Here is a 14,200-nt window from a genome sequence, read left to right on the forward strand (position 1 = left end):
ACCGGGGAGGGGAAGCACATGAGCACCGAGGGAGCCGCCGGCCCGACGGCCGACGCCGGTCTGAAGGCCAACAAGGAGCTCGTCACCGGGTTCATCGACGCCTTCTACAACGACAAGGACTGGGACCGGGCGCGGGAGCTGCTCGCCGAGGACTTCGTCAACCACCACCACGGCGTCGGCGTCGGCCGGGACCGCACCGTCGAGACCTTCCGGGAGCAGGCGGGCATCCCGTTCCCGCAGTTCTCGCTGACGATCGTGCGCATCATCGCCGAGGGCGACCAGGTCTGGACGCACAACGTCGTGCGGGTCGCCCCCGGAGCGCCGCCGGTGATCACCGCCGACCTGTGGCGGATCGCGGACGGCCGGCTGGCCGAGCACTGGGACGTCGCGCAGGCCGTGCCCGCCGGGGCGGACCTGGACGAGCTGATCGCGGACGCCCCGTGACGTCAGCGGCCATGCGCGCGGTCACGCAACGCCGCTTCGGCGGGCCCGAGGTGCTGGAGCCGGCGGAGCGGGCGCGGCCGCGGCTGCGGGTGAACGAGGTGCTGGTGCGGGTCAGGGCGGCCGGGGTGAACCCGATCGACGCCCTGGTCCGCTCCGGCGGCGTGCCGTTCCTCGGCGAGCCGCCGTTCGTCCTCGGCTGGGACGTCTCCGGCGTGGTCGAGGCGGTCAGCCCCGGGGTGACGCGGTTCGCGGTCGGCGACGAGGTGTGCGGCATGCCGCTGATACCGCGCGAGGCCGGCTGCTACGCGGAGTACGTCGCCGCCCCGGCACGGCAGTTGGTGCGCAAGCCGGCGGCGCTCGACCACCAGCAGGCGGCCGGGCTGTCGCTCGCCGGCCTCACCGCCTGGCAGGCGCTGGTGGACGCGGCCGGGGTGGGCCGCGGGGACCGGGTCCTGGTGCACGGGGGCGGCGGTGGCGTCGGCCACCTGGCCGTCCAGATCGCCAAGGCCCGCGGCGCGGAGGTGATCGCCACGGCGAGCGCGGCCAAGCAGGCGTTCGTGGCCGGGCTCGGCGCCGACCAGGTCGTCGACTACCGGGCGGCGGACTTCGCCACCGAGGTGAAGGACGCCGACGTGGTGCTCGACACCGTGGGCGGGGACACCGCCGTGCGCTCGCTGGACGTGCTGCGCCCGGGCGGCCGGCTGGTCACCGTGGTGGAGCTGCACGACGCGGCGCTCCCGGCCGGAGCGGCCGGGCGCGGGCTGGAGTTCAGCGCGGTGACCGCCGAACCCGACCACGTCGGGCTGGGCGCCCTCGCCGCGCTGGCCGAGGAGGGCCGGCTGCGGGTGCACGTCGACCGGGTGTTCCCGCTGGCCGAGGCCGCGCACGCGCACCGGCTGATCGAGTCCGGCTCGACGACGGGGAAGCTCGTGCTGACCGTCTGAGCGTCTGACCGTCCGAGCGGCCGAACTGAACGCGGGGGCGGGTCCGGAGCGGACCCGCCCCCGCGGCGTCAGTTCACCAGCGACAGCGCCGGGGGGAAGCCGGCCGCGATGGCGAGGGCGGCGGCCTCCCCGCGCGAGTCGGCGTTGAGCTTCTTGAGGATCCGGGCCACGTGGAACTTGACGGTGTGCTCGCTGATGCCGAGCTGGTTGGCGATCACCCGGTTCCGGTGCCCCTGCACCAGGTGCTGCAGCACCTCCAGCTCGCGCGGGTTGAGCCCGGTCAGCGGGTCCTCGCGGGGCCGGTCGCGGTCGGGCACGGTGAGCGGCAGCCGCATCGTCACGGAGGTGCCCCACTGCGGGACGGAGTCCACCTCCAACTCACCGCCCATGGCGGCGATCCGGTCCTTGAGCCGGTGCACGGCCAGCGCCTCGGGCGCCAGCCGGCCGGGGCCGTCGTCGCGGACGGTCGCGCGCAGCTCGGCCCCGCCGGCCTCCCAGCCGACCCGGACCCGGGTGACCCCGCCCTGCTCCATGGTGGTCAGCACGATGCCGCGCACCGCGGCCCGGAGCGTGCGGGCCACGTTCGACGGGACCAGGCGCTCCGGCGGGGTGGGCGGGGCGTACTCCAGGGTCAGTCCGCTGTAGCGGGAGAGCGCGCCGAGCATGGCGGTGAGCCGGCCGAAGGCGTCCTCCAGGGTCTCCTCGTCGGGCAGCTGCTCGTCGCTGTGCGAGCCGCGCAGCTCGATGAGCGAGGCGACGGCCAGGTCGACGGCGGTGCGCCGGGCGGTGGCGTCGTCCAGGCTGCGGGAGCGGAGCACGCCGAGCAGGCCGGTGAGGGTGGCGGCGTGGGTCTCGGCGAGCTCGCTGGTGATGCGCAGGCGCTCGCTGCCGGCCCGCCAGGCACCGGACAGGTCGACCGGGACGGCTTCGGGCAGCAGGTCGACGACCCGGGCGGTGGCCAGCTCCCAGAGCCGGTCGACCAGGTCCACCACGGCGGGCTCGGGGGCCCGGTCGTCCACCGGGACGACGGCGAGCAGCGCCCCGGCCGATCCGTCGGGGGCGCAGGCCACGGCGAACACCGGGCGCGCCGCGCCGGCCAGCACGGCCCGGCCGGACCACGGCGAGCCGATCTCCACGTGGGTGGAGAGGGTGGCCATCTCGGCGGTGGTCACCTGCTCGGTGAGCGCCGGGTCGCCGGCCGTCCAGGCGGCGGACTTCGGGCAGTCGGCGGTCAGCATGGCCAGGGCCCGGTGCGGGACCAGGTCGGCGATGGTGCGGGAGAAGGTGGGGAGCACGTCCCTGAGCGGCGCGCGCAGCAGGGCCTTGGCCATGTCGAGGATCAGTCGCGGGTCGTCCGTCCGAAGGGGTGCCATGACCGCACGCTAGCCGGGAGACGGGCCCCGCGCACTGCTCCTTCAGGGAGGTCCCGCTAGCCGGAGGAGCAGTCCGGTGGCGGTGGCCGGTTCGCGGCGCCCCGCTCCAGGCCCGTCCGACCCAGGTTCGAGCGGCGCGCGCGACCGTCTCCACGTTGCGAGTCGCCGGCCGGCCGGCCGGAGCGAGCGGAGAGAGAGGGAGCCGACACATGGCACGAACCGACCGACCGGTGTCGATCGTCACCGGAGCCACCAGCGGCATGGGGCTGACCATCGCCGAGCGGCTCGGCGCCCTGAACCACCGGGTCTACCTGTGCGGGCGGCGCGAGGACGCGCTCGCGGAGACGGTGAAGACCCTGCGGGACAAGGGCCACGACGTGGACGGCAGTCCCTGCGACGTCACCTCGCCCGAGCAGGTGCAGTCCTTCGTCCGGGCCGCGGTCGACCGCTTCGGCACCGTCGACGTGCTGGTCAACAACGCCGGGCGGTCGGGCGGCGGGGTCACCGCCGAGATCCCGGACGAGCTCTGGTACGACGTCATCAACACCAACCTGAACAGCGTCTTCCTGATGACCAAGGCGGTGCTCACCCTCGGCGGCCTGCGGGGCAAGGACTGGGGGCGCATCGTCAACATCGCCTCCACCGGCGGCAAGCAGGGCGTCGTCCACGGCGCCCCGTACTCGGCCTCCAAGCACGGCGTGGTGGGCTTCACCAAGGCGCTCGGCCTGGAGCTGGCCGCCACCGGCATCACCGTGAACGCGGTCTGCCCCGGGTTCGTCGAGACGCCGATGGCGGAGCGGGTGCGCGAGCACTACGCGGACATCTGGCAGGTGCCGACCGAGGAGGTGTTCGAGCGGATCACCGCGCGGGTACCGATCCGGCGCTACGTCACCTCCGAGGAGGTCGCCGCGATGGTGGAGTACCTGGTCGGCGACGGAGCCGGCGCGACGACCGCCCAGGCGCTCAACGTCTGTGGCGGGCTGGGCAATTACTGATCGGCACCGGACGAACGGGAAACACGGCATGGGCAGCAGTGCGGCGCACCGGGGTGAGGTGGCCCTCGTCACCGGGGCCAACAAGGGGATCGGCAAGGAGATCGCCCGTCGGCTCGCCCGGGAGGGCATGACGGTGTACCTGGGCGCCCGGGACGAGGAGCGCGGCCGGGCGGCGGAGGCCGAACTCCTCGCCCAGGGCCTCGACGCGCGGTTCGTCCGGCTGGACGTGACCGACCAGGCGCAGGTGGAGGCGGCGGCCGAGCGGATCCGGGCCGACGCGGACCGGCTCGACGTGCTCGTCAACAACGCCGGGATCGTGGTGGAGTGGGGGGTCCCGACGACCGGGATCGGTGCGGCGCAGATGCGCGAGGCCTTCGAGGTCAACGTCTTCGGGAACGTCGCCGTCACCCAGGCGTGCCTGCCGCTGCTGGAGCGCTCGCCGAACGGACGGGTCGTCAACCTGTCGAGCCCGCTGGGCTCGCTGACGCTGCTGACCGACCCGGAGAACCCGATCTCCACCCGCGGGCTGCTGCCGTACAGCTCGTCGAAGGCCGCGCTGAACGCCGTCACGGTCGTGTACGCCAACGCGCTGCGCGCGGCCGGGGTGCGGGTGAACGCGGCCAACCCCGGCCTGGTGGCCACCGACCTGAACGCGGACTCGCCGTTCAGCCGGGGCACCCGCGGCCCCGAGGAGGGCGCCGACGTACCGGTGTGGCTGGCGCTGACCGGGCCGGACGGGCCCACCGGGGGGTTCTACGGCAGCATGGCCGGCTCGCCCACCGAGTCGGTGCCCTGGTGAGCCCGGCCGGTCCGGCCGGGACCGTCGAGAGGATGAGGAGGACCGGATGAGTCCGGTACGCGAGGGCGTCAGCGCCGAACTGTACGCCGAGGTTCAGCAGTTCTACGCCCGTCAGATGCAGGCGCTGGACGGCGGCCGGTTCGCCGAGTACGCGGCGACCTTCACCGCGGACGGCACCTTCCAGCACACCCCCGGCACCGAGCCCGCGGTCGGGCCGGCCGGGGTGGAGAAGGAGCTGGAGGCGTTCCACGAGCGCTTCCGCGACGACCCGGTGCAGCGGCGGCACTACTTCAACCAGATCGTGCTGGAGCCGCTGGAGAACGGCGACCTCCGTTCGACGGTGTACGCGCTGATCGTCCGGGTGCGGCCGCAGGAGCGGCCGGAGGTCTGGCCGAGCTGCGTGGTGCACGACGTGGTCGCGGTGACGGAGCGGGGCATCCGGCTGCGGTCGCGGAGCATCTCGTACGACCAGCTGTCCTGACCGCCGGACGGACCGCCGTACGCGCCGCCGTCACGACGACGAACCGCCCGGGCCGCAGCAGGCCCGGGCGGTTCGTCGTGGTGCGGTGCCGGTCGGTGCCGGCCGGGTGTCAGCCCGCCCGGCGGGTGACGAAGTCGTTCAGCGAGACCGTCATCTCCTTGCCGTTGCGCCGGTACTCGGCGCAGTAGCTGGTCGGGTAGTCGCCCGCCTGCTGGAAGGCCGCCGGCGTCTTGACCGGGGTGCAGACCTTGTCGCCGGGCTTGAGGTCGATGAGCCACTGGTAGGTGATCATCGGCTCGTAGAAGGTGATCCCGCCGTCGTAGTTCCCGTACAGGAACGCCTTGGTGAACGGCCGGCCGTGGAACTCCGGGCCGGTGCCGTCGATCAGGTGGTTGCCCATCTTGGCGACGACCGCGCCGAAGTCGGCGTAGTCCGGGGCGGTGTACTTCGCGGGCACGGGCTTGCGCGCGGTGGCGAAGTCGTCGCAGTCGGTCAGGCCGGGGCCGGCGCAGGGGCCGACCCGGATGGCGTCCCGGTCCTTGCGGCTCTGGATGTAGAAGTGGAAGTCGAAGTGCGGGGCGGTGTAGACGCCCTGCGGGTCGTGGCCCTCGGCGTTCCAGTTGACCAGCGCCCAGGTGAACGGCCCGGACTTCTTGGTGTACGTGCCGGGCAGGTCGAACGGGTAGCTCTGGTGGTGGATGCACTCCGTCGCGGGGTCGATCCGGCCGTCCCCGTTGACGTCGTAGCAGTCCTTGCGGTCCGTGGTGTGCGGCTCGGGCAGCCCGGTGAGCGCGGTGCGGTCGAAGACGAAGCCGAGGGTGGTCGGCCGGCCCTTGGAGAACTGCGCGTAGGTGCGCATCCTCCCGTTGCCGACCTTGACGGCCGGTCCGTACTCGGCGCACGGGCCCGCGTAGGCGCCGGCGGTGTCGAGCGCGGAGTCGGCCTCGGCGGAGCCGACGGTGTCGGTGGTCTCGCCGTCGAGGGTGGCCCGGCACACCTGGACGGCCTCGGCGCCCGAGGCGGCCGGCAGCACGGCGACGGTGCCGAGCAGTCCGCAGATCCCCGCGGCGATCCCCGCGGCGGTCAGCCAGGTGCGCTGGGTGCGTCTGTGCGACGGTGACATGGGGTGTTCCTTCCTGAGGGTGCGGCGGTGCCCGGGGCCGGCCCCGGTCGGGCCTGCCCCGGGCACCGCCGGGTGGTGGGGCGGGAGGGTCAGCGGGCCTCGGTCGTCGCACCGGCCGCGAAGGACAGGGTGCGCAGGCTGTTGCCGCCGAGGGCCTCGCGCAGGTGGGCCCGGGCGTCCGCGAGCGTGCTGCCCGGGCCGAGCACCGCCGGGACGGCCGCCGGGTCGACCGCGACGGTGTGCCGGGCCGTGGCGACCGGGCGGCCCCGGGCGTCGGTGCCGAAGGTCCACAGCCCGCTGTGGCCGAGCAGCAGGGCCGGCGGGGCGGACTGCTTGTAGGCGATCCACTCCGGCTCCTGGCAGACCCGCCAGGACGCGGTGCGGTGGGTGGCGCCGTCGGCGGTGCGGGTGACCATCTCCAGCCGCTGGACGCCGGGTTCGGGCTCCTCCAGGGCCACCTCGTCGACGTGCGGGAGGAGTTCGGCCCAGCGGTCGGCCCGGTCGACGAACGCGAAGGCCTCGGCCGCCCCGACGGTCAGCTCGACCTCGTCGGTGAAGCTGAACACCACCTCGTCCACCGGGTGCCCGAGCTCGGCGACCCGGGCCAGCGCGCCGAGTTCGGACGGGCTGTTGCGGTCCACGGCCCGGGTGATCCACTCGGCCTGCTCCGGGTCGTCGTCCACCGCGGTGAACGCGTGCCGGAGCACCACCTCGGTGTGCCCGCCGGGGAGTTCCAGGAACTCCCAGCTGCCGCCCATCGAGGCCACCGGCGCCCGGCTGACCTCCTGGCGGAAGTCGATCCGGCGGGTGACCGGGTCCAGCACGCGCCGGGAGGTCCAGTTGCTCACCGCGCCGTTGAGCACGGCCCAGATCCGGAACCGCTCCCGGTCGCCGGTGTGCTCCAGGTGCTGGACGTGCACGGTCGGGCCGAACACGGCCGGCCACCGGGTGACGTCCGCGACCAGCTCGTACAGGGCGGCCGGCGGCGCGGCGACGGTGCGCCGGTGCTCGGTGGTGCGGATCCGGTGGTTCGCTTCGCGTCCGTTCCCGGACGGGACTTCCTGCACGGTGCTCTCCTCGACTCGCCGGGCGGTGGTCAGCGGACGGCCGGGCGGGCGCCGTTGACCACGGCGAGCAGCGCGGCCGGGGTGTCGGCGTCGGCGAACGCGTCGCCCGGGAACGTGACGCCGAGCTCCCGCTCGATCCGGGAGGCGGTCTCCATCAGGGCCAGCGAGTCGTAGCCGAGGTCCTCGAACGGGGTGTCCAGGGTGTTCTCGTCGAGGACCGGGCCGTCGCCCTCGCCCGCGCAGGCCACCAGGATGCGGCGCAGGTCGGTGACGGTCATGGGAGTGGTCATGGGTCTCTCCTCGGAGGTGTGGTCGGGGGTGGTGCGGGCGCCGCTCAGCGGCCGGGGGCGGTGACGACCAGGGCCGCGTTGAAGCCGCGGTGGCCCCGGGCCAGCACCAGGGCGGCGCGCACCCGCAGCGGGCGGGCCTCGCCGCGCACCAGGTCCAGGCCGTACTCCTGCGGCACGTGGGTGGTGTGGGCGGTCGCCGGGACGACGCCGTCGCGGATCGACAGCAGGGCGAGCGCGGTGTCCACCGGGCCGCCGCCCGCCGCGAGCCGCCCGAACAGCGACTTGGGGGCGGTGACGGGTACGCCGTGCGGGCCGAAGACCGCGGTGATCGCCTCCGCCTCGGCCCGGTCGGCCGCCGGGCTGCCGGCCGCGTCGGCGAACACGACGTCGATGTCGGAGGGGAGCAACCCGGCATCGGCGATGGCCAGTTCGGCCGCGCGCCGCAGCCCCGGCGGCCGGCCGGAGCCGGGCCGGGGGTCGAAGGTCGCCGCGTACCCGGCGAGTTCGCCGAGGACCCGCGGCGCCCCGCGCCGGGCGGCCGAACCGGCGTCCTCGATGACGAGCATGGCGCCGCCCTCACCGGGCAGGTGCCCGGAGGCGTCCCGGTCGAAGGGCAGGAACGCGCGGGTCGGGTCCGACACCGGGCTGGTCCGGCCGCCCGACAGCTGGGCGGCCCAGCCCCACGGGTCGAACGCGGAGTCCACGCCGCCGCTGAGCATCAGCGCGGTGCCCTGGCGGATGCCGCGCCGGGCGTGGCCGAGGGCGTCCAGCCCGCCGGCCTGCTCGCCGACCAGCGCCGCCGAGGGGCCGCGCATCTTGTGGCGGATGGAGATCTGGCCGGTGTTCACGGCGTAGAACCAGGCGAAGGACTCGTAGACGCTGACGAACTCCGGGCCCTGCTTCCACAGCTTCCGGAACTCGCGGTGGGTGAACTCGAAGCCGCCCTGGGCGGTCGAGGTGCAGACGCCCTGCGCGTAGTCGGACAGGCTGTCCGGATCCAACTCCGCGTCCGCCAGGGCCTGTTCGGCGGCGACCAGGGCGTAGCGGGAGGACACGTCGGTCTGCGGGAGCAGTCGGCCCGGCAGCAGGGCCGTCGCGTCGAAGTCGCGGATCTCACCGGCCAGCCGGGTCCGCAGGCCGGTGGTGTCCAGCCGGGTGAGTTCGCCGATGCCGTGCCGGCCGGCCAGTGTGGCGGCCCAGAAGGCCTCGGTGCCGAAGCCGTTGGGGGCCAGCACGGCGAGGCCGGTGACGACGGTGGCGGCGGTGGCGGTGGTGGCGGCGGAGCCGGTGGCGGGGGTGGAGAGGGTGGCGGGGGTGCTCACGCGGCGGACTCCAGACGTCGCAGGACCATCGCGCTCTGGAATCCGCCGAAGCCGCTGCCCACGGTGAGGACGTTGTCCACCCGCAGCTCGCGTGCCGTCAGCGGGACGTAGTCCAGGTCGCACTCCGGGTCCGGGGTGTGCAGGTTCGCGGTCGGCGGGACGACGTTGTGCTCGATCGCCAGGACGGAGGCGGCGATCTCGATCGCGCCGATCGCCCCGAGCGAGTGCCCGATCATGGACTTGATCGAGCTCACCGGCACCTCGTAGGCGTGGGCTCCGAGGCTGCGCTTGAACGCCGCGGTCTCGTGCCGGTCGTTCTGCTTGGTGCCCGAGCCGTGCGCGTTGACGTAGTGCACGCCGGTCGGGTCGAGCCGGGCCTCGTCGAGGGCGAGCCGGATGGCCTCGGCCATCTCGCGGCCGTCCTTCTTCAAGCCCGTCATGTGGTACGCGTTGCAGCGGGTCGCGTAGCCGCCGACCTCGGCGTGGATGTGCGCGCCGCGGGCCAGGGCCGACTCCAGCGACTCCAGTACGAACATCGCGGAGCCCTCGGCCAGCACGAAGCCGTTGCGGGAGTCGTCGAACGGGCGGGAGGCGTGCTCGGGGTCGTCGTTGCGGGGCGTGGTGGCCTTGATGGCGTCGAAGCAGGCCACCACGATCGGCGACACCGGGGTGTCGGCGGCGCCGGCGAGCACCACGTCGGCGGAGCCCTCGCGGATCAGCTGGACGCCGTAGCCGACCGAGTCCAGACCGGAGGTGCAGCCGTCCGAGACCAGGGTGACCGGCCCCTCGGCGCCGACCTCCCAGGCGATCTCGGCCGGCATCGCGCCGGGGCTGAAGTAGTCGAACATGTGCGGGGACAGGTAGTCGTGGTCCACCTGCCAGTCCCGGCCGGCGCCGGACAGCACCAGGTACTCGCGCTCCAGGCTGGTCGCGGCGGCCACCGCGCTGCCGAGGCTCACGCCGATCCGGTGCGGGTCGAGCGAGGCGAAGTCCAGTCCGCTGTCGGCGACGGCCTCGCGGGTGCAGGCGACGGCGAACTGGGTCGCCCGGTCCATCCGGCGCAGCTCGCGCGCCCCCAGGCCCTCCAGCTGCGGGTCGAAGTCGACCTCGCCGGCGATCCGCGAGCGGAACGGGGCCGGGTCGAAGAAGGAGATGCGGCGGGTCGCGGTGCGGCCCTCGGACAGCAGGCTCCAGAACTCCTTGGTCCCGGTGCCGCCCGGTGCCCGCACCCCCATGCCGGTGATCACCACCCTTCGGGTCATCGTCCTGCTCCTTCACGGCCTCGATTGCTGCGGACCATGGACGGTCCTCCTTCCGAATGGGAACGGGCCCGGGGGCCCGTCTTCGGACCCGGGGGCCCTGGAACGGCAACAGCGTGCGAGCGGTGCCTCAAGCGGCACTCGAAGCGGCCTTGACGCCTGGTCAGGCCGAAGGTGCCGGTCCGGGCGCTGTGGCGGTCGTCGAGCCCGGCTCTAGCGGGGGCTGGGAGCTTGGCCGGGCCTGCGCCCGTCGCACGCCCCCGACATCCGTCCGACCACCCCGGGAGCCCGTCATGCCCGCCCAGGACCCCACGCTGGAGGAAGTCGCCGCGGGCGTCTTCGCGTACGTGCAGCCCGACGGCGGCTGGTGCCTGAACAACGCCGGGCTGGTCGCGACGGGGGACGGCGCGGTGCTGATCGACACCGCGGCCACCGAGGCCCGCGCCCTGGCCCTGCGCGCGGCCGTGCTGGGGGTCTGCGCGACGCCGCCGGGGCTGCTCGTCAACACCCACTCGCACGGCGACCACAGCTTCGGCAACGCGCTGTTCCCGGAGGCCGCGGTCGTCTCGCACGAGAACGCCCGGCGGGAGGCGCTCGCCGCCGGACTGCACCTGACCACGCTGTGGCCCGGCGTTTCCTGGGGCGACCTCACCGTGCGGGCCGCCGACCTCACCTTCGCCGGCCGGACCTCACTGCACCGCGGGGACGTACGGATCGAGCTGCTGCACTTCGGGACGGCGCACACCACCGGGGACACCGCCGTCTGGCTGCCCGACCACGGGGTGCTGCACACCGGGGACCTGGTGATGGCGGGCGTCACCCCGTTCTTCCCGATGGGCTCGCTGGCCGGCTCGCTGCGGGCCGTCGAGGAGCTGCGGGCGCTCGGCGCGAGGACCGTCGTGCCCGGGCACGGGCCGGTCGGCGGCCCCGAACTCCTGGACGCCACCGAGGACTACCTGCACTATGTGCGGGACCTCGCGGCCGCGGGCCGCCGGGCCGGCCGCTCGCCGCGGGAGACGGCCGCCGCGCACGGCCCCGGGCCGTTCGCGGCGCTGCTCGACGCGGAGCGCCTGCTGCCGAACCTGCACCGCGCCTACCTGGAGGACGCCGACCCCGGCTCGGAGAGCGCCGTGGACATGGGCGCGCTCTTCGCCGAGATGGTGGAGTACTGCGGCGGACTGCCGGCCTGCCACGCCTGACGGGCCCCGGCCGCGCTCCGCCACCCCGGCAGGTATGCGTGACATGAGCTCAACTATCCTGCTGCCATGGGACCTTTGAAGCCTGATGTAGCGCAGTTGGTGATCGGACTCGTCTGCTTCTTCCTGATCTTCGGGATCCTCGGGGCGGTGCTGCTGCCGCGGATCGAGAAGGTGCTGGGGGAGCGGCGGGACGCCACCGAGGGGGGTGTCGAGCGGGCCGAGGAGGCGCGGGCGGAGGCCCAGCGGATATATGAGGAGTTCCAGGCGGAACTCCTCGCCGCGCGGCACGAGGCGGCGGCGATCCGGCAGACCGCCACCGAGGAGGGGGCGGCGCTGATCGCGCGGCTGCGGGCCGAGGGGCAGGCGCTGCGGGACGGGATGCTGGCCGAGGCGCAGGTGCAGCTGGCGGCGGACCGGGTGCTGGCCGAGGCCGAGCTGCGGGAGGACGTGATCCGGCTGGCCGGGGAGCTGGCGGGGCGGGTGATCGGCGAGCCGGTCGCCGAGCTGCCGCGGACCCGGGCGATCGCCGACGAGTTCTTCGCCGCGCAGGACGCCGGGGCCGGCGCCCGGGCCTGACGCACCTCACGGACTTCCCCGCCGAACGGCCCGGGCCCCCGCTGCGCATGCGTACGCCCGGGCGCGGGGCCGTGCGTAAACGGGGATTTCAGTATGTACCGGCCCTGCGCACGCGTGGTCGAATGACCGGGTAGTCGCTGGTGCCGGGGGCAGGCGGCCGGCCCGGGCGGGGTACCGGAAATCCCGGGGCATCCCTTCGCGCACGGGCCGGAAATACCTCGTCCTGACAGAACCTGGCAGACCGAGGAAAAAGAGGTAACCGTGGCCGAGCATTTCCTTTCCGCCTATCTCACGCCGCCGGGGCCGGGTGCGGTCTTCTCGGTCCGGCACGACCAGAACGTCGCGCTGTGGCGCCGGGACGGGGCGGACGTCGAACTCGTCCGGGTCTGGGAACTGGAGCGGGTCAGCGGGCAGAAGCACCATTTCTGGCCGCTGTACACCGAGGGCCGCTCGGCGGCCTTCCTGTCGGCGCTGCTCGCCGAGGAGGGGCTGACCCTCGACGACGTCACCGCCACCTGGGGCACGCCCGGCCTGCCCAAGGCGCAGCCGGTGCCGAAGCCGGGCGGGGCGGAGGACTTCCCGCTGCACAGCCTGGCGCACCTGTTCAGCGGCGTGCTGCGGGACGTCCCGCTGTTCCGCGAGGGGCAGATCGTCGGCCTGGCGATCGACGCGCTGCCCGACTACGCCCAGGAGAGCCGCCCCAACCCGTACTGGTACGCGGGCTGCGTGGTGAAGCAGGGCCGGATCACCTTCGAGCCGGTGGAGTCCCCCGGGCCGCTGTACACCGCGGCCGAGACGGTGTTCGGGCTGGAGCCGGGCTCGCTGATGGCGCTCGCCTCCGCCTCGACGGCCGCGATCGAGTTCGACGCCGAGGCCGCGATCGCCGGCGTCACCTTCTTCGGCGGCTCGGCGACCCAGCCCTGGAAGGCCGCCCACGACCTGGTGCGCTCGGTGGTGGACGCGGCCGAGGAGCAGCTCGCCGACGCGGAGCTGGACGACTCGCTCAGCCGTGAGGACCACCTGCGCAGCGCCGTGATGAAGGTGATCCAGCGCTGCTGCGAGGGCGTCGCGATCCGCAACGTGGAGCGGCTGCTGGAGGTCGGCGGCATCCGCGCCGAGGACACCCACCTGGCCACCACCGGCGGCTACGCGCTCAACTGCCCCACCAACACCCTGCTGATGGACCGCTTCGGCTTCCGCGGCCTGGTCACCCCGCCGTGCGCCAACGACTCCGGCCAGGGCATCGGCCTGGGCCTGCTCGGCCTGTACGGGGCCGGCGCCCTCGACGGCGCCGGGCTGCGGATCACCTCCCCGTACTACGGCCGGGACGTCCTGGACACCGAGGAGGCGCTGGCCGAGTTCGCGCCGTGGATCGTCTCGGTGACGGACTTCGAGGACGAGCGCTTCGTCGCCGACGTCTCGGACGGCGTGGTCGCCTGGGTGGACGGCCGGGCCGAGCTCGGTCCGCGCGCGCTGGGCCACCGCAGCCTGCTCGGCGACCCGCGGTCGCCGAAGGTCAAGGACCTGCTGAACGAGGTCAAGCGGCGCCAGTGGTGGCGGCCGGTCGCGCCGATGGTGATGGCCGAGCACGCGGGCGACTGGTTCGCCTCCGACCGCGAGTCGCCGTACATGCTGGAGGCCGTGCAGGTCCGGCCGCAGGTGCGGGAGCTGGTGCCCGCGATCGTCCACCTGGACGGCTCGGCCCGGCACCAGACCGTCACCGCGGCGTCCAACCCGCGGCTGCACCGGGCGCTGGACGCCTTCCGGGCCGCGACCGGGGTGCCGATCCTGTGCAACACCTCGCTCAACGACAAGGCCGAGGCGGTCGTCGACCAGGCCGCGCAGGCGCTCAACCTCTGTGTCCGCAAGGGCGTTCCGGTGCTCTACCTGAGCGGGCGGCGGGTCGAGCTGCGGGCCGAGCCGGTGCCGACCGCCGGGGTGCCGGCGCCGGTGGCCCCGACCGAGCCGCGGCCGCGCGCCCTGGAGCACTTCGCCGGGCAGGAGGCGGACCGCGACGCGCTGTGGCAGGGCTGGCTGGACGCCGGCTACACCGTCGAGGGCATGTACCACCTCTCGCGCAGCCACCAGCTGCGCGCCGAGCGGGAGTTGTCCACGCCGGAGCGGGTCAACCTGCTGGCGGCGTACCGGGCGAAGGTGGACCCGTCGTTCTCCGGGCTGGTGGACAACTTCGTCCGTACCCACGGGCCGGGCGGCTCCTTCGTCGACCCGTCCACGCTGACCGGGGCGTTCGGGGTGATCAACCCGCTGCGCAAGGGCCGCTGAGCCGTCGGGGAAAGGGTCGGGGGGTGGGGCTTTTCGAAGCCCCAC

Annotated in this window: 14 protein-coding genes; 8 read left to right on the forward strand and 6 right to left on the reverse strand. The window is 74.2% G+C overall.

All coding sequences use genetic code 11. The features are described 5' to 3' along the window. Positions 1 to 18 precede the first annotated feature (18 nt). Positions 19 to 444, forward strand: a complete 426-nt coding sequence (locus ACFXOZ_RS31375; protein WP_375895202.1) for a nuclear transport factor 2 family protein — start codon at positions 19 to 21, stop codon at positions 442 to 444. 11 nt (positions 445 to 455) lie between these two features. Further along, a complete protein-coding gene (locus ACFXOZ_RS31380; RefSeq protein WP_380593477.1) occupies positions 456 to 1,388 on the forward strand; it encodes an NADP-dependent oxidoreductase in 933 nt (310 codons plus the stop codon). A gap of 68 nt (positions 1,389 to 1,456) precedes the next feature. Here the strand turns inward: ACFXOZ_RS31380 and ACFXOZ_RS31385 are convergent, their stop codons facing one another. Next, complete coding sequence (locus tag ACFXOZ_RS31385) at positions 1,457 to 2,761, reverse strand: LuxR C-terminal-related transcriptional regulator (RefSeq protein WP_375895207.1); 1,305 nt, start codon at positions 2,759 to 2,761, stop codon at positions 1,457 to 1,459. Positions 2,762 to 2,970: 209 nt separating this feature from the next. Here ACFXOZ_RS31385 and ACFXOZ_RS31390 point away from each other — a divergent pair, with 209 nt between their 5' ends. From ACFXOZ_RS31390 to ACFXOZ_RS31400, 3 genes are read left to right on the forward strand one after another with little or no spacing between them, the layout of a single operon-like run. Further along, positions 2,971 to 3,756, forward strand: a complete 786-nt coding sequence (locus tag ACFXOZ_RS31390; protein WP_375895209.1) for an SDR family NAD(P)-dependent oxidoreductase — start codon at positions 2,971 to 2,973, stop codon at positions 3,754 to 3,756. A 28-nt stretch (positions 3,757 to 3,784) separates the two neighbouring features. After that, positions 3,785 to 4,555, forward strand: coding sequence for an SDR family oxidoreductase (locus ACFXOZ_RS31395; protein WP_375895210.1), 771 nt, complete (start codon positions 3,785 to 3,787; stop codon positions 4,553 to 4,555). A 46-nt stretch (positions 4,556 to 4,601) separates the two neighbouring features. Continuing rightward, positions 4,602 to 5,036 carry a nuclear transport factor 2 family protein gene (locus tag ACFXOZ_RS31400; protein ID WP_375895213.1) on the forward strand — a complete coding sequence of 145 codons (435 nt, stop codon included), beginning with the start codon at positions 4,602 to 4,604 and terminating at the stop codon, positions 5,034 to 5,036. Positions 5,037 to 5,145: 109 nt separating this feature from the next. Here ACFXOZ_RS31400 and ACFXOZ_RS31405 read toward each other — a convergent pair whose 3' ends face one another. The 5 genes from ACFXOZ_RS31405 to ACFXOZ_RS31425 form a co-directional block, all read right to left on the reverse strand. Beyond that, positions 5,146 to 6,159, reverse strand: a complete 1,014-nt coding sequence (locus ACFXOZ_RS31405; protein WP_380593478.1) for a hypothetical protein — start codon at positions 6,157 to 6,159, stop codon at positions 5,146 to 5,148. A gap of 89 nt (positions 6,160 to 6,248) precedes the next feature. Continuing rightward, positions 6,249 to 7,226 carry an aromatase/cyclase gene (locus tag ACFXOZ_RS31410; RefSeq protein ID WP_380528802.1) on the reverse strand — a complete coding sequence of 326 codons (978 nt, stop codon included), beginning with the start codon at positions 7,224 to 7,226 and terminating at the stop codon, positions 6,249 to 6,251. Between the two features lie 29 nt (positions 7,227 to 7,255). Then, the gene (locus tag ACFXOZ_RS31415; protein WP_375895220.1) at positions 7,256 to 7,516 is read right to left on the reverse strand and encodes an acyl carrier protein; all 261 of its coding nucleotides are present in this window, start codon (positions 7,514 to 7,516) and stop codon (positions 7,256 to 7,258) included. Between the two features lie 44 nt (positions 7,517 to 7,560). After that, on the reverse strand, positions 7,561 to 8,838 hold the full coding sequence (locus ACFXOZ_RS31420; protein WP_380593479.1) for a ketosynthase chain-length factor: 1,278 nt from the start codon (positions 8,836 to 8,838) through the stop codon (positions 7,561 to 7,563). Further along, on the reverse strand, positions 8,835 to 10,100 hold the full coding sequence (locus ACFXOZ_RS31425) for a beta-ketoacyl-[acyl-carrier-protein] synthase family protein (protein WP_380528806.1): 1,266 nt from the start codon (positions 10,098 to 10,100) through the stop codon (positions 8,835 to 8,837). The genes ACFXOZ_RS31420 and ACFXOZ_RS31425 overlap by 4 nt, the downstream gene beginning before the upstream one ends. Positions 10,101 to 10,390: 290 nt before the next feature. On the opposite strand from ACFXOZ_RS31425, the gene ACFXOZ_RS31430 reads away from it, so the two are divergent. The 3 genes from ACFXOZ_RS31430 (at position 10,391) to ACFXOZ_RS31440 (ending at position 14,155) form a co-directional block, all read left to right on the forward strand. After that, the gene (locus ACFXOZ_RS31430) at positions 10,391 to 11,296 is read left to right on the forward strand and encodes an MBL fold metallo-hydrolase (protein WP_380593480.1); all 906 of its coding nucleotides are present in this window, start codon (positions 10,391 to 10,393) and stop codon (positions 11,294 to 11,296) included. Positions 11,297 to 11,362: 66 nt separating this feature from the next. After that, positions 11,363 to 11,872, forward strand: a complete 510-nt coding sequence (locus tag ACFXOZ_RS31435) for an ATP synthase F0 subunit B (RefSeq protein WP_380528809.1) — start codon at positions 11,363 to 11,365, stop codon at positions 11,870 to 11,872. Positions 11,873 to 12,133: 261 nt separating this feature from the next. Continuing rightward, on the forward strand, positions 12,134 to 14,155 hold the full coding sequence (locus ACFXOZ_RS31440; protein ID WP_380593481.1) for a carbamoyltransferase C-terminal domain-containing protein: 2,022 nt from the start codon (positions 12,134 to 12,136) through the stop codon (positions 14,153 to 14,155). Positions 14,156 to 14,200: the final 45 nt, after the last annotated feature.

This window comes from Kitasatospora sp. NPDC059160 (assembly GCF_042755465.1).
Classification (GTDB): Bacteria; Actinomycetota; Actinomycetes; order Streptomycetales; family Streptomycetaceae; genus Kitasatospora.